The 16347-nt window shown below is 51.3% G+C and carries 11 protein-coding genes and 1 pseudogene; 4 read left to right on the top strand and 8 right to left on the bottom strand.

All coding sequences use genetic code 11. From position 1 onward, the window contains the following. Positions 1-24 precede the first annotated feature (24 nt). Both HUU10_07070 and HUU10_07075 read left to right on the top strand, forming a co-directional pair. Positions 25-3390 (top strand): GHKL domain-containing protein, encoded by a 3366-nt coding sequence (locus HUU10_07070; protein NUQ81358.1) that lies wholly within the window; start codon positions 25-27, stop codon positions 3388-3390. 42 nt (positions 3391-3432) lie between these two features. Continuing rightward, positions 3433-3813, top strand: a pseudogene (locus HUU10_07075) (GxxExxY protein). Between the two features lie 181 nt (positions 3814-3994). On the opposite strand, the gene HUU10_07080 reads toward HUU10_07075, so the two are convergent. The 3 genes from HUU10_07080 to HUU10_07090 all read right to left on the bottom strand — a co-directional run bounded on the left by HUU10_07080 (position 3995) and on the right by HUU10_07090 (position 8683). After that, positions 3995-5881, bottom strand: coding sequence for an ABC-F family ATP-binding cassette domain-containing protein (locus tag HUU10_07080; protein ID NUQ81359.1), 1887 nt, complete (start codon positions 5879-5881; stop codon positions 3995-3997). A gap of 51 nt (positions 5882-5932) precedes the next feature. Beyond that, positions 5933-7603: an NAD-dependent malic enzyme gene (locus HUU10_07085; GenBank protein NUQ81360.1), complete on the bottom strand. Its 1671-nt coding sequence runs from the start codon at positions 7601-7603 to the stop codon at positions 5933-5935. 114 nt (positions 7604-7717) lie between these two features. Next, entirely contained in the window at positions 7718-8683 is a 966-nt protein-coding gene (locus HUU10_07090; protein NUQ81361.1) for an esterase, read from the bottom strand. Positions 8684-8807: 124 nt separating this feature from the next. On the opposite strand from HUU10_07090, the gene HUU10_07095 reads away from it, so the two are divergent. Next, positions 8808-9245, top strand: coding sequence for a rhodanese-like domain-containing protein (locus tag HUU10_07095; GenBank protein ID NUQ81362.1), 438 nt, complete (start codon positions 8808-8810; stop codon positions 9243-9245). A gap of 8 nt (positions 9246-9253) precedes the next feature. Here the strand turns inward: HUU10_07095 and HUU10_07100 are convergent, their stop codons facing one another. From HUU10_07100 to HUU10_07120, 5 genes are all read right to left on the bottom strand, one after another. Beyond that, complete coding sequence (locus HUU10_07100; GenBank protein NUQ81363.1) at positions 9254-10435, bottom strand: hypothetical protein; 1182 nt, start codon at positions 10433-10435, stop codon at positions 9254-9256. Then, the gene (locus HUU10_07105; GenBank protein NUQ81364.1) at positions 10435-11550 is read right to left on the bottom strand and encodes a carboxylate-amine ligase; all 1116 of its coding nucleotides are present in this window, start codon (positions 11548-11550) and stop codon (positions 10435-10437) included. The genes HUU10_07100 and HUU10_07105 overlap by 1 nt, the downstream gene beginning before the upstream one ends. Positions 11551-11572: 22 nt before the next feature. Then, complete coding sequence (locus tag HUU10_07110) at positions 11573-12556, bottom strand: hypothetical protein (protein NUQ81365.1); 984 nt, start codon at positions 12554-12556, stop codon at positions 11573-11575. A 107-nt stretch (positions 12557-12663) separates the two neighbouring features. Next, positions 12664-13539, bottom strand: a complete 876-nt coding sequence (locus HUU10_07115; GenBank protein ID NUQ81366.1) for a DUF3078 domain-containing protein — start codon at positions 13537-13539, stop codon at positions 12664-12666. Between the two features lie 3 nt (positions 13540-13542). Beyond that, positions 13543-14202 carry a hypothetical protein gene (locus HUU10_07120; GenBank protein NUQ81367.1) on the bottom strand — a complete coding sequence of 220 codons (660 nt, stop codon included), beginning with the start codon at positions 14200-14202 and terminating at the stop codon, positions 13543-13545. Between the two features lie 139 nt (positions 14203-14341). On the opposite strand from HUU10_07120, the gene HUU10_07125 reads away from it, so the two are divergent. Next, the gene (locus HUU10_07125) at positions 14342-16345 is read left to right on the top strand and encodes a DUF3857 domain-containing transglutaminase family protein (GenBank protein NUQ81368.1); all 2004 of its coding nucleotides are present in this window, start codon (positions 14342-14344) and stop codon (positions 16343-16345) included. The last annotated feature ends 2 nt before the right edge of the window (positions 16346-16347 follow it).

The raw sequence follows: 16347 nt of genomic DNA on the forward strand, positions 1-16347 counted from the left end.
TTTAACCTTTCAGTCCCTTTTAAAATGAACAATCTTCTCCTTCGTCTCTTCGTAGCGGCCTTGTGCATCTCCGCTTCCGTATCGCTTTCGGCACAGCCCGCTGAAAACCTCCGTTTCGAACGATTCACCATCGAAAACGGACTGGCTTCCAATTGGGTCACGGCCATTACTCAGGACACCGATGGTTATATCTGGGTCGGAACTGCTTCCGGATTAAGCCGCTTTGATGGCTATGACTTTGTAACCTACCGGAACATTCCCGGTAACCCGCATTCCCTTTCAAACAACCGGGTGAATGTACTCCACGTTGACCCGTCCGGTCTGATCTGGGTGGGCACTCAGAACGGACTGAGCCGGTTTGATCCGGTCAACGGGGACTTTCTGAATTATTATCATCGTCCGGGGAATCCGGCGTCACTTCCCGGTAACTCGATCAGTGCCATTCATGAAACTGCTTCCGGAAAACTCTGGATCGGAACCGATCAGGGTTTGGCTGAACTGGATCCGGAAACCGGATCGGTGATCAGTGAATGGTCATCGCCAGCAAATGCAAATTCGTTAACGGGGGTAACCATCAGCTCCATCTCGGCCGATCAGGACGGACTTCTCTGGATCGGATCGAGAAACAGGGGATTAATCACGTTTGACAGTCATACCAAAACCCCCCGGTTCCTGAGCGACGAAAATCCGACAGTAGCGACGTTTCCTTCCCGGAATGTATCAAAAGTAAAGGTGAGCTCAACAGGGGACATCTGGGTTGGGTTCATGCCGAACCATGGACTCATGCGGTACAATCCAACCACGGCCACATCCGTCTTCTACCAGTACCACAAGAAGGATCAGCCGGAGTTCTGGAATGTCATTTCGGATATCATGGAATCGGAAGACCAGACCATCTGGGTGACAACCTATAATCAGTCTGCCTATATGGGCCTTCATAAATTCAATGAGAAAACCGGGCTGTTTACCAGGTATACTTACCAACCCAACAACCCCACCAGCTTAACCTGGGGCTATTGTGAATCCGTTTTCGAAGACAAAGACAATAACCTGTGGGTGGGAACCTCGCGTGGCCTGAACAAGGCCGACCGCAACCGCTGGCAGATGGGAATGATGAATGTGGATCCCGATAATCCGTTCGATTTTGTAAATAACTTTTACGCCATCGAAGAAGTGAAAGAAGATGTCTTATGGCTGGGTCTGGATGGGACTGGTTTTATTGAATGGGACCGGAAAACGAACATCAAAAAGAAAATAGAAAGAACCGATCCGAGATCGGGAGATGGCCGGGTGTTCGCCATTCGGAAAGATCTGGATGGCAATGTCTGGTTCGGATACCGGGGACAGGGGTGTGCCAGGTACCATCCGAAAACCGGGAAACTCGAAAAGTTTATCAATGAACCGGGCAATCCGGAAAGTCTGATCGGGAACATTGTTTCCGACATCCTCATTGACCGGAAGAACACGGTATGGATTGCGACTTCAAGCGGGCTGAGCCGCTACAACCGCACAACGGGTACGTTTACCAATTGGCAGGCAGATGGTTCACCGGAAGGATTGAGTGGTAATTCACTGTTTTCACTGTTCGAAGACAGCCGGGGAGCCATCTGGATCGGAACCCGGGAAATGCAGTATGATCCCAGGGCCACGTTTCCCTCCGGATTAATCAGGTATGATCCGGAGACCAACCGGTTCCGAACCTACCGGAATGCACCGGGAGATCCGGGCAGTCTCAGCAGTGACGCGGTTTACTGTGTCAATGAGGATCCGGAAGGGAACATCTGGGTCGGAACCAACAACGGCTTGAATAAGCTCGATTCAGCCGGCAACCAGTTTACCGTCTTTCATGATGCCGATGGGTTGCCCGACCCCAACATTGTGGGAATCCTGGTTGATCATAAAGGGCTGCTCTGGCTGAGCACACTGAAAGGCATTTCACGATTTGATCCGGTAAAAAAATCCTTCCGGAATTTTACGATGGAGGATGGAATTCAGGCGTACCGGTTTAACGACAACTCGCGTTTTAAAACCAGTCGCGGTGAATTGATTTTTGGAGGTGTGGCCGGGATAAACCTGATCAATCCATCCGGGATTTCTGGTGAAAAGGTGATTCCGAAAGTATTAATCACCCGGTTCTTAAAACAAAACATGCCGGTCCGTTTCGAAAAAACAGAGAGTCAAACCGCCACCATTGACCTTGCCTGGGACGATAATTCCATCGGGTTCGAATTTGTGGCCATCAATTACCGTTCCGCACAGCAAACCCGGTATGAGTACAAATTGGAGGGACTGGAAAACGAATGGGTTCAGGCCGGAACCAGACGGTACGTGAATTACACGCATTTACCTGCAGGAAATTATACGTTCAGGGTCCGTGCGGTGAATGCAGAAGGCGTTTACTCTGATACGGATGCGGTCATGGAAATCCGGATTACTCCGCCCTTCTGGCGGACCTGGTGGGCTTACAGTATCTATGCGTTCCTCTTTTTTGGCGCGGTCTTTCTGATAGACCGGTATCAGCGTCAGCGCCTGGTCCGGCTGGAACGCGAAAAGGTGCGTGACCGGGAAATTGAACAGGCCAGGGAAATCGAAAAAGCATACACCACCCTGAAATCGACTCAGGCCCAGCTTATCCAATCCGAAAAAATGGCTTCGCTGGGTGAACTGACAGCGGGAATTGCGCATGAGATTCAGAATCCGCTCAACTTCGTGAACAATTTCTCCGAAATAAGCAATGAACTGATGGAGGAAATGCAATCTGAACTGGAAAAGGGCGATCTGGAGGAAGCAAAGGCCCTGTCAGCGGACATCCGGATAAATCTTGAAAAAATCTCCCACCATGGAAAACGGGCCAGCGGTATTGTGAAAGGCATGCTGGAACATTCCCGCTCCGCAACCGGTGAACGGACCCTGACTGATGTGAACAACCTGGCTGAAGAATATCTGCGGCTGTCATTCCATGGATTGCGGGCGAAAGACAAATCCTTTAACGCTGAATTCCGGACGGATCTGGATGCCACCTTGCCAGCCATGAATCTGGTTGCACAGGATATCGGTCGGGTATTACTTAATATCATTAACAATGCATTCTACGCCGTTCACGAGAAATCAAAGGCAGATATTAATGGGTATAAGCCGGAAGTGACTGTTCAAACCCGACTGAAAACCAATCACTTCGAAATCCGGATTTCTGATAATGGAAAGGGTATTCCTGGTGAAATACGGGATAAAATTTTTCAGCCCTTTTTTACCACCAAACCCACGGGACAAGGTACCGGTCTGGGATTGAGTCTGAGCTATGATATTGTGAAAGCACATGGGGGTGAGATAAAACTGGAAACAAGAGAGGGCGAGGGAAGTGAGTTTATTATTCTTTTTCCCGCTGTCTGAATCACGGATTAAACCGATTAAAGGATTGCCCGGATTTATAAAATGGCAGAAGAACTGAAGTACAGAGAAATAACAGAAAAAATCATTGGAGCTTCATTTGAGGTTCATAAGTTTCTTGGAAATGGATTTCAGGAAGTCATTTACCAAAGAGCTTTAGCATGGGAGTTTTCTCAGGCCGGATTGGAATATGCAAGAGAAATTGAACAGGAAATATTTTATAAAAGGCTTACCGAACCGATTGGGACCAGAAGAGCAGATTTTATTGTAGAAGGTAAAGTCCTGGTAGAATTAAAAGCCATTATCGAATAGGAAGACGTACATCTGGCTCAGGTTCTGAATTATTTAAAGGCGTACAAACTGGAAGTCGGATTGTTAATCAATTTTGGCAGCAAAAGCCTGACATTTAAAAGGCTTGTTCTATGAGGATGGTTTCGGTGCAATCCACTCATCCGTGTAAATCCGCGATTCAGACGAGTGATGATAGTGTGAAAGCGTATAGAGGGGAATGCCGCCGGTGACCTGCGTTTGCCGAAGGTCCGGAATCTGGATTGGTGAATAGATAATTCCGGTTGTTTTGAAATAAACGAGATGGCCGTTGGTTAATTCAGCTCTTTTTTCCCTGCTCAGACAATTCCATCCACCGAAGAAATTTTTCCTCGAGCTGGTTATCCAGTTCCTCAATCCGGTTGGAAATCTCCATCAGCTTCTTATAATCCGATTCGCCGCAGAGATGTAACTGTTCGGTCAGGCTGGCTTTTTCATCTTCGATGGATTGAATATCCCGGTCGAGTTGTTCCAGTTCCCGGGTTTCCTTGTAGGACAGTTTCCCTGATTTGGTGGCCGGGGAGGTGGGTTTTGCCGGTGCTTTTGGTTTGGTTGCAACGGTGGATGACTGCTCGTTTTCGCGGGCTTCCTTTTTATCGAGGTAGGCCGAGTAATTTCCCGGGTAAGTTTTAATCACGCCGCCGGGTTCGAACGCCAGGATCGTATCGACGGTTTTATCGAGAAACGACCGGTCGTGGGAAACCACCAGCAGACATCCGCCAAAATTCTGCAGATAATTTTCGAGTGCACCAAGTGTATCCAGATCGAAATCGTTGGTGGGTTCATCAAGCAGCAGCACATTCGGATTCCGCATGAGCAGCCGAAGCAGGGACAGCCGGCGTCGTTCACCCCCCGAAAGGGTATCCACCTTTGCATGATGCTGATTCGGGGAAAACAAAAACTGATCGAGCAGATCTTTGGCGGTCAGATAGCGGTCGCGGCCAACCCCCACATCGATGTATTCGGCAATCTCCTTCAGCGACCCGATAACCGTCTGCCCCGACTGCAAATCATCAATTTCCTGCCGGAACCAGGCGAGGTTGACTGTTTGTCCGATTTTTAACGTGCCAGTATCGGGAGGAAGCACACCAGCCAGGACTTTCAGCAGGGTGGTCTTCCCGCTTCCGTTCGGACCAATGATGCCAATCCGGTCTCCCGGTGAGGTGACAAGGGTGAAAGATTTGAAGAGGAGTTTTTCCCCAAGGGACTTACCGATGTTGATGGCATCAATAACTTTGGCACCCAGAAACTGATTTCCCAGCTCGATTTTGATTTTCTTCTCTTCGGGTGGTTTTGGGGCCGCCTGCATGGAGGCAATCCAGTCGATGCGGCTTTTCTGTTTCGTCCGGCGTGCGCGGGCACCCCGCTGCAACCAGGCCAGTTCGGTTCGCAGCTTATTCCGCAGATGATCCTGGGCGGCTTCTTCGGCTTCCAGAACGGCTTCTTTCCGCTCGAGAAACTGTTCGTAATTACCCGGATAGTGAATGATCGATTGCCGGTCCAGTTCGAGAATGCGGTTACTGACGGCATCGAGAAAATACCGGTCGTGGGTGATGAGCAGCAAAGCCCGTGGTGACTGCTGAAGCACATCCTGAAGCCATTGCACGGTATCCGCATCCAGATGGTTGGTGGGCTCATCCAGAATGAGCAGGTCGGGATCGGAAAGCAGAACCTGTGCCAGGGCAATCCGCTTGCGCTGCCCGCCCGAAAGCGTGGTCACATCGGCCGAGAAGTCAGTGACACCCAGCCGGTGAAGCATTTCGCGTGCCTGCTGTTCCAGATTCCAGCCACCAGTGGCGTCGAGATCATGGGCCAGTACGGCCAGACGGTCGGTGTCGGGACTGGTCGAGTGGGCAATCTGATCATATTCTTTTAACAGCCGGTACTGATCGGGACGGGCCATGAGTACCGTATCGAGCGGATTGGCGTGCCGGTCGAAGGAAGGAAGCTGAGGAAGATACCGGAACCGGGCCGATTTGTTAAATACCACCTGACCGGTATCGGGTTGTTCCTCGCCGGCGATGATCCGAAGCAGGGTGGTTTTTCCGGCTCCGTTTCGCCCGATAATTCCCACCCGGTCTCCGTCATCCAATCCGAAGGAGACATTTTCGAACAACAGGCGGTTGTGGTAAGATTTTGCGAGCTGGTTACAGGTAAAAATCGGCATCGGGCAAAGATCAGGTGCCCGGGGACGGTTTCAAACCGGTAACCACTTTACTTACCGGGGCAGCCGGGTGTAATCGGGGTATCTGGGTTCGTAAATAAACGTGCGCAGCCAGGATTCCGGGTCAGCCGGTTCTTTCACGCGGGCCAGCCGTTTTCTGAAAAGAAACCGGGTCACCGCCAGTGCAATGTGGAAGGAGACTTCTCTGATTCGGGTCAGGGTGGGATACAACCGTCCTTCTGACCGTTCCTGGTCGGTCACCAGTTCGGAAAGCGCATGAGCTGCGATCAGAAACGTTTCATTGGGAATCCGGCTGGCAGCCGTCACCACTGCCGCCAGTCCGACTGCCGGGAAGATGTAAGCGTTGTTTCCCTGTCCGGGATACCGGGTTTTTCCATCGATGGTGACCGGATCGAACGGACTTCCGCTGGCAAAAATGGCCCGTCCGCCCGACCAGCCATACGCCTGTTCAGCCGTGCATTCTGCATGGGAAGTCGGATTGGAAAGCGCAAAAATCACCGGCCTGTCATTGATTGCAGCCATGGCTTCAATCACCTCGCGGGTAAAGGATCCTCCCTGACCCGAGGCACCGATGAGAATGGTGGGTTTTAACAACCGGATGGCCGTCAGCAGGTCAGCAGTAAACTCGCCCGTATGTGCGAAAAAGGCCTTGTGTCCGCCGATGCCTTCCCGGCCGGTAACGACCAGCCCTTTCGAATCGACAAACCAGCAATGGGTCTTTGCTTCCGGTTCCGGCATGCCGTCTTCCTTCAGAGCGTCCACGATCAGATGTCCGATTCCCGTGGCAGCTTCACCGGCGCCGAGGAACAGAATGCGGTGGTCGGCCAGACGGGTCCGGGTTTCCTTCAGAGCGGCAAAGACACCGGCCACCGCCACACTGGCTGTACCCTGTATATCATCATTGAAGCAGGAAATGCGGTCTTCATACGCTTCCAGCAACCGGAACGCATTCAGGTTTGCAAAATCCTCGAATTGAATCAGCGCTTTGGGATACACTTCCTGCACGGCCCAGACGAATTCATCAATCAGATCATCGTATTCCTGACCGCGGATCCGTTCCTCTTTCAGTCCGAGATAGAGGGGCTCATTCAGCAGTCTGGGATTGTTGGTTCCCACATCGATAATAATGGGCAGATTGTGTCCCGGGTGGATACCGGCCAATGCAGTATAAAGGGCCATTTTCCCCACCGGAATCCCGATACCGCCAAGACCCAGGTCGCCAAGTCCGAGAATGCGCTCCCCATCGGTTACCACAATGACCCGGACATCCTTGCGCGGCCAGTTCTGAAGAATCTGTTTAAACCGGCCCTTGTCCCGCTTGGAAAGCTGAAGTCCCATAGGCCGGCGGAAAATATGCAGGTACTCAGAACAGGCCTGTCCGACGGTTGGTGTGTAAATGATGGGCATCAGTTCTTCCAGGTGGTCCATCAGCAACCGGTAAAACAGAGTCTCATTCCGTTCCTGCAGGGTCACCAGAAAAATGTACTTTTCCAGATTGGTCGATTTTTTCCGGATGTTATTGATGGCCCGCTGAGTCTGGCCCTCAATGGTGCTGACGATGGGAGGCAACAGACCACGAAGGTTGAGCAAATCGCGCTCTTCTTCGGTAAAGGCGGTTCCTTTGCTGAACCAGGGATGATGAAGCAGATCGTACCCGGTGGGTAGATCGGAAAGACGGGAGACCTGATCGGGAAACTGATGCATGCCGTACATGATTTGTCATCCTTTTGTAAAACCAAAAGGTAGGCAATCAGTCAATGAATGGAAACAGGGAAAAGCGCTTTTTTAAAAGAATTAATGTGATGGAAAGCGGAATGCTCAGGCTTTTTCCCACAGCAACCGGCTGTGAACCGGGGCCGTCAGGGCCAGGTGGCGATCGGCCCAGTACCAGTTGTGCGATGCATCCGGATCGAGAACATGGGTGGGAAGTTCGTTCCGGTAACCGGCTTTATCGAGCTGATACAGCAGGTGAAGCGCCCGATCCCGGTTTCCGTCGGGTTCGCGGTTAACGCAGGTGATCAGGAACTTCAGGTCGGGTCTTTTCCGGGATCGGGCCAGCTGGGTCAGCAGGTTCGATGCATTGTACTCAAGTGCCAGCGGAATGGAAAATGGTTTCCCGAAGGCGGGTTCAAACATGGTGGATTCCGTCCAGGTCTTATCGGGACCGCCGCCTCCGCGCGGATCGCGGAAATTCAGCCACATGTGGGTGCCATCAAAAGAACCGGCGGTGTGAAACAGATCCGGATGGCGAAGGACCAGCTGAACCGCCGTGTACCCACCGAGAGAAAATCCATCGGTTCCCCGGTGATAGGGACCGGGAAGCGTGCGGAAACGGTGATCCACCCAGGGAATCAGGTCCCTGATCAGGTAATCTTCGAAACGGCCGGTTCCGATCCCTTCCCGTCCGCTGGCCAGGGCCGGATGAGAGAAATTGACACCCAATCCGGGAATGTGATTATCCAGACTGCCCATCCCGGGCATGACCACCAGAAGCGGCTTCATTTTACCGGTGCGGATGAGTTCATCGAGCACGTCACGCACATTCCGTCCCTGACGCGATCCATCCTGCTTGCGGTTGATCCATTCGCTTTCATGGTTTCTGAAAAGGTACAAAACCGGAAACCGCTGATCCAGATTTTCATAGCCGACCGGGAAATAAACATAGACCGTCCGGGAAAGTCCCAGACTCTTCGAGGGAACCACAAATTTTTTCAGCACCGACCGGCGGAAAATCAGCTGGTACAGGCGGTCAGGATCGGAGCGGATCAGGAATGCAGATTTCACAGGTTGGTAAAAGCCCGGGGCGGAAACAATGACTCTGAATTGATGGTTTAGTATCTAACGGTATTAAAGCCCGGAACATGGTCTGTTCATTGACCGGGCCGGCAAGATACGATGGAGAGTGACGATGAAAAAATGGTTGATCCTTCCGGCCGGATTCATTCTGTTTCTGATGGGTTGTTCCGCAGACAAACCGGTGGATATGGATGCCTGGCAACGGGAACATTACGGATTTATCATCCGTACCTCGGGGCAGATGGTGAGTAAACTGGGAGATACCAATGTGGTCTTCATCGATACGCGCCGCTTCACCGATTTTGAGGAAGCCCGGATTCCGGGTGCGTTTCCTGCCGACGAACGCGGAGGAACCGCCCGCCTGACACTGGCCATGCTCGACACATCAAAGACGGTGGTGGTCTATTGCGGAACCTCGGTCTGTGATACCAAACTGTTTCCGGTTCTGGCTGAAATGAACTTCAGGAAGGTGATTTATCTGTCGGATGGATTCGGTGGCTGGATTTACAACGGTTTCCCGGTGGAACGCGGATTCCCGGCTCTGCAATAGTCTGCCGGTCAGGGAAGAAACAAGGCGCCCGCCGAGCCCACCCAGGTGCGGTTTTTATTAAAATCGACACCCATCATGGCCCCCTTTGATACCCGCACCAGAAAGTTGCTGCACACGTAACCCTCCCCATCGGGCAGAAACATCACACGGACTTCCAGTTTGGCAGGATCATCCAGTGTTTCGAGAATGGGTTCGTACGCCACTTTTTCCTGCAGAATGTAATCATGACGGTCCGCTTCCGGTATGGAACGGATGTCGTCTGCCGTGATGGTCACTTTGACCCCTGTACCCGCGAAGGAAAAGAGAGGTTTCAGCACATACCGGCTCAGATCCAGATCCTGCCAGGGAGCTTCATCGAGAAACCAGCAGGCCGGAACCGACGGATGCTGCAAAAGCGGAAGCAGAAATTTCGAAATGCGGTAATACCAGTTGGGATGAGTGATCCAGGTCAGATGGTCCACCGTTCCGAAATCGATGGGGGACTGAAGCCCTTTCCGGTCCAGTTCATCGAAAATAACCCGGTTATACACCCGGCTAAGTGGATTCCATTTTTCATCAGCTTTGTAAACGTAACGGTTTCCGTCTCTTTTAACAGACAACAGATCCACAATCCTGATTCCGGTGAGTTGACGGGTCAGGTGAAAATCGATGAAGGTTTTCTGTCGGTCCGGATCAATTTCGAGCAGAACGGTCTCCTCTGGTGACTGGCCGCCGGTGAGCGTCCGGGTCAGGAGTTGCTGATAGCGATCTTCGGTCATTCCATCGGGCAGAATGGAAACATCGGTCATGCCCGAATAGGTTTTCAGATGCCGGCCCAGGCCCAGCTGGAATGCGTAAAGGGAAGGGAATCCCTGCAGTTCAATCAGTTTTGGCACCAAGGCACCCTCCTGCCGGGTGATGGCAAAATCCACCTGAACAAAGTGCGGTTTCCCTTCCGGACCGGGAACCCGGTAGTGCGGGGGAATGGCGCGATCGGTCAGGGACTGAATGGCGGGGGAAAGCGATTGATACAGCAGATCGGTGGCATCACTGATGAGACGACGGGTCAGCTCCCGGTCGAAGAAAACCGGGGTTTCGCAGATGTGGAAGGCAATGGGTGAACCAAAGTCGGCTTCCATGTCTGCCACAAAACGCTGGTAGCGTTGCTGGCTGAATCCGGAAATAAATGAATGCCGCCGGTCCTGTACCATCAGACAGGTAATCCGGTGTGGGTTTCGCGAACGATGTACTGCACCAGTTTTGCAAAATCTCCACCCGACTCCTTGTGGGCCTGAAGCTGACGTTCGGCCCCGGTTCCGTTCGAGATCATTTTATGGATGTACATCAGGTCTTTGCGGCAACCGAGTTCCTCGGCGGCTTCAGCCACAAACTCAATCAGTTCATACAGCAGTTCCACAGTGGGCACTTCCATGGTCTTGCCAAAATCAATCATGTTTCCGCGGATGCCGTAACGGGCCGCCCGCCATTTGTTTTCCATGATGAAGTCGCGACGATACATGCGCCAGCCAATGTTCTTCGTCCGCATTTTCCACAGGGTGAGGCAGAGTGACTGAATCAGAGCGGTCAGTGCAATGGTTTCATCCACCCGCATCTGAACATCGGCCACCCGGAATTCCAGCGTTGGGAAAAACGGATGCGGACGGACATCCCACCAGATTTTCTTGGCGTTATCAATGGAATTCACCTTCACCAGGGTGTCAACATAATTGGCAAAATCCCAGTGAGTCGGGAAATAGTCGGGAATTCCGGTCCGGGGAAATTTATCGAACACCTTGGTCCGGTAGCTCATCAGGCCGGTTTCTCGTCCGATCCAGAAGGGTGAATTGGTCGAAAGCGCCAGAATGTGAGGGAGAAAATATCTCACTTCGTTCATCAGCTGAATGGCCGTCTGCTTGTCGCTGATTCCCACATGAACGTGAAGACCGAAAATCAGATTGCTTCGTGCAACAATCTGCATGTCTTCCACAATTTTCAGGTACCGGCTGTCGGGGTGAATATCCTGATCCTTCCAGTGACTGAAGGGATGGGTTCCCGAGGCTGCAATTTCGAGCCCCTGTGCCCGTGCCAGTTTCGAAATTTCGCTGCGGAGCGAAACGATTTCCTGCCGGGCTTCGCTGGTGGTTTTGCAGATGTGGGTTCCCACTTCGACCACCGACATGTGCATTTCGGGTTTGATCTTCTCCTGAAGGATCATCTTCCCATCTTCGAAAATTTCCGAAATGCTCGATTTCAGTTCACCCGATACCGGGTCCACAATCATGAACTCTTCTTCGATTCCCAGTGTAAAATCGGGACGTTCTAACATGGTATCCTCTTCGCGGATTGGTTCACTTCTTTGCGGATCGGGTTGATTTGGTTTTTGCTGCCGGTTTCCGGCCAACAGGACCGAGCACCTGCTGCCACGGAGTCGGGTAGTCGGGTTGGCGGTTGCTTTCGGCAAGATCGGTCAGGAAGCGGGTCATGGTCCCGACAATCCACTCAAAATTGGGTTCGGTCACCGACTTGATATCGGCATCTGGTGCCGGATTCATGAAATCGATGGCGTAGGGAATGCCATCCCGGACTGCAAACTCAACGGTATTGAGGTCGTAACCCAGAACGGTGCAGAGTTTAAGCACATCGGCAGAAATACGTTTCTTCAGGGCAGGAGTGAGTTTGGATGGATCGGCATGGTAGCGCAGGTGATGCGGATTCCGGGGTTCATATGGCATGATGTGGACATACTGCCGGCCAACCCCGTAACAACGGTAATAACTGTCGAACTCGATGGCCTCCTGCAGCATCATGACCACCTGTCCCGTGGTCTCATACACCGACCAGAACTCCTCCCGGTCATGTATCTTGTACACATCGCGCCAGCCGCCGCCATCATAGGGCTTCATGAACAGGGGAAATCCCAGATAGGAAAAAATGCCCTCCCAGTCGAGCGGATACATGAGATTGCGGAATGAGGTTTCCTGCGTGTTGCTCGGACGTTCTTTCGAGGGAATCAGGACTGTTTTCGGGACAGCAACTCCCACTTTCTCGGCAAGGGTGCAGTTAATGAACTTGTCATCGGCCGACCACCAGAACGGATTGTTGATCACAAAACTCCCGGTGAGTGCTGCATTTTTCAGCATGGACCGGTAGAAGGGAACATCCTGTGAAATACGGTCCACAATGAGGTCGTACTTCATGGGCACTGACACCTGCTGATGCCCCAGCTGCATCACTTCGGCGCGGATCGCCGGATGGTTCTGTTTATTGATGGAATCGGCCAGGGCAAATGGAAAGGTGTTTTCCATGCCAAACAAAATGCCAACGGTTTTCATAGGTGCCCTCTGAATCAGATGGCAGGCAAAATATTAAAAGAAAGTTAGAAAATAAACGGGATGGGGAAGGAATCGGGGAACCGGCGACGGTTCCCCAGAGGTATCAATCAGAAGGTGTAGGAAAGACCGAGACCGATCACTTCCTTGAACTGCACAGACCGGCCGATGGTGCCATCGTCTTTCTGCAGAACGATGTCGTCATCGTACATCAGGGTGGTGCTGATACTGGCAGAGAGGTACGTGTTGATTTTCATAGAGATCAGGTTTTCCCAGTTCACATCGATGTACTGCAATTTCTCATAGGAAGAGAAGAGGTTCAGTTTCGTCAGCAGTGAAACATTTTCCATGAGGGTTTCGGTGTATTTGGCATTCAGGTAGGCACCAAATTCATACAAGGCATTGTCGCCCGGATCGACCCCGTAGGCACCGGCTTTGGCAAGTACATCATCCAGCACATAGGTGGCTTTTCCGGTGGCAGGAGTGATAAACACCGACAGATTGGGAAGCGGCACATAATCAAAACCAATGGCCAGATTCACATACCCGGGTGACATGAAGCGGGAAACAAAGGATTTGGTTTCAATTCCGGCTTTGGTTTCATACTTAAATCCGGCATCGAACTGGGTCTTCAGTTCCAGAAGACCGGTCAGGTTCCATTGATCATTCAGTTTGCGACCGATTTTTGACTGAAGGGTCAGTTTATCCTCGGCCTTTCTGAAATCCTTTTCCCCCTGTTTAACCAATCCGTAGGCGACATCGATGTAGTTGTTCCAGGTGAAATTGTCGGTTACCTGATCGAGGGAAAGGTTAAAGTATGCGGTGGTGGAAATGGCATTTTCTCCCCCGCCGGCCCAGTTGTTAAATCCGGTTTGCGAAAAATTCAGACCGGTGGTTCCTTTCGAAGCGAAGGGACCGATGGTCTGTGCATTCAGCTGGACAAGGGTGAACAGGAAAAACAGGGTAAGCGTCAGTCGTGTTTTCATGGGTTACTCTGGTTTGGTGAAGTGGTTAAAGTTGACGGCAATCCAATGGTTAACATCCTCGAGGCAATTCATGGAAATTTCATGCTGAAAGGTGTACTCACGGTATTCATGAGTAAAGCCGAGGCGTTTGAGTGTCTCAGAAGCAGAGCGCCCTTCCGACACAGGAATAACCGGATCCATGCTTCCGTGTGTCTGAATGATGCGGATGGATGAATATCCGGGGTCTGGCACAGCGGGAGAGAAGGAAGAGACCAGCCGCCCGCTGAATCCGATCACTCCCCTGATCAGCGACGGTTGTCTTAAGGCCACGCCAAAACTCATAATGGTGCCCTGACTGAACCCCATCATCACCACCGGTCGGCGGAAGGTCTTCCCGATTTCTTCGATGGCGGCCGTCAGTTCGGTTAAAGTGGCGGCCGCTTCTTCCGGATTGATCCGTACTCCCTGAGGGGTGAAATCTATCGGAAACCAGGCATAACCACCCCAGGGAAGTTCATGCGGGGCCCTCAGGCTGAGAAGATGAAATCCGGGGAACAGCGCATGGCGCATGGAAAATAAATCTTCCTCGTGGCTGCCGTATCCGTGCAGCATGACCAGCACCGGACCGTCGGGCACTTTCGCGGATGGATGTTCAATATACCGGTAAGGAATTCTGAGAGGCATGGCTGCAAAAGTAATCGACGGGCAAATCTAATGCAGTTGTAATACCGCTAAAAGCGGTTCTATCAGGATTTTATTATTTTTGTAACCAGTTGGTTGCTTAAAAACCGACACGTAATCCCGATAAAAACAGAAGGTTGTTATGAGAAAATATTTGCTGATTTCCGGACTGTCGGTTCTGGTTCTCCTGCCCGGCTGCCTTTCCACCAATCTGTTCGTGGATATCAATCAACTTCAGACCGATCTGGTCGATATCGGTCCGATCACCCCGGAAGCTTTCCCGGAAGATGATGCGGTCACGTTACTGAATGAAACCACGGTGAATGTCTCTCTTGTCACCGGAGCAAGGTTCACACGCCCCGAGACCGAAGTCACCTACCACACAGTGCGAAAAATTTTCAGAAACCTGAGTGCCTATTCCAGCATTTCCCTCCAGCTTGACAATGATGACATTTTAAAATCGGTGGGTGCCCGCGTGATCAATCCGGATGGTACCATCGTGGTGGTTCAGGATGCAGATATCGTAAAAGTCTCCTATGAGGCGGGTGTGGGGATGGACAAAGAAAAGGGAAATTCGATAAAAATCACCTTTCCGGGCCTGCGTGAAAATTCAATGATTGAGTACTTCTATGTGGTGAATAACAGTGCCTTCTTCAGTACCGCCCGATGGGATATTCAGGAGTACGAACCGGTTTTAAAAAACGACTATAAACTGATTGCTCCACGTATCATGATCATTCCAAAGGAAAATGATGGGTATGGATGGACCTGGAGGTTTAAGGCATACAATTTCCAATTGGATGATCCGGTTCAGACCAATCTGGCCAACCCAAGCGGAAACCTCAATGACGCAAAAGTGATGTATCACTGGTCCGTGAAAAATGTTCCCGCCTTCCGGCCCGATCCCAACATGCCCGATCATTCCATGTACCGCGGTTATCTGCGTTTTGCCGATTTTGACTGGTCCGATTGGAATGTGATTGCAAAAGAGTATCTGGAATACTACTACAAGGACCGCCTGCAGGCAACCGATTCTGTGAAAAAGCTTACCAGTTCGCTGGTGGCCGGAAAGAAATCGGATGAGGAAAAAATTCAGTCATTGTATGACTATGCACAGGGACTCCGGTACGAAGCCATTCCGTTAGGAGAGCGTGGATTCCGGCCAGCATTGCCAGCTGATGTGATCCGGCTCGGATACGGGGATTGCAAGGACAAATCCACCCTCCTGATCACCATGCTGAGAGAGCTGGGTTATAAAGCCGAACCGGTGCTGGTTCTGACCATGGATGAAGGCCGGATGGACCCGAATTTCCCTTCAATGCGGTTTAATCACATGATTGCCAAAGCAGAAACCAGGGCAGGGAAGGTTCTGTGGCTCGATCCTACCATGCGGTATGCCCGCCTGGATGATCTCCGGTGGGATTGCGAGGATATCAATGTGCTGGTTCTTCACGATAACAAGACCGCCACGATTGAGCGGACCCCGGGCAGTATCAGCCGGGACAATATCACCACCATCAACCAGGTGGTCACCATTGATAACAGCGATTCCCTTCAGTTCGATGTGGAAATGATTTACAGGGGAGAGCGTAATCATGGCAGACGGAATCAATTTAAGGATTATTCGGCGTTGGATCTGGAGAAATACTGCAAATCGATGATGGGAGATGATTTCCTGAACATCCGGTTGCTGAAGGTATCACACGGCCCGCTTGATTCGATTCATCAGGATTTTGCTCTCCGCTTTTCGTTTAAAACCTCTGCTGCCATCAGCCGGCAGGGTGATCTGGTCTTTGTTCATACCGATCCCTTTGAACTGATTGATAAAACCAGCTGGCTCAGCAAGGATAAACGCAAATACCCCATCGAGTTTGCCTACCCGTACATTCTCCGGAAAAACATCACCGTGAATTTTCCGGATAAACGATATAAACTGAGAACCCTTCCGGAGGCCTATCAGAAATCAACCGATCATCTGGCATATAAAAAAGTCTTCACACAACCCTCCGCCGGACAGTTAGTTTCTTCAGAGGAGTTTGAACTGAAGGGAATCGTGATCAATCCGCGTTACTATTCAGACGTAAAGCAGTTTTACGAAGGCACCAAATCGAAAATGAAGGAAAAGGTCATTTTCACCTACCAGTAAGG

Source organism: Bacteroidota bacterium, from assembly GCA_013360915.1.
Lineage (GTDB): Bacteria > Bacteroidota > JABWAT01 > JABWAT01 > JABWAT01 > JABWAT01.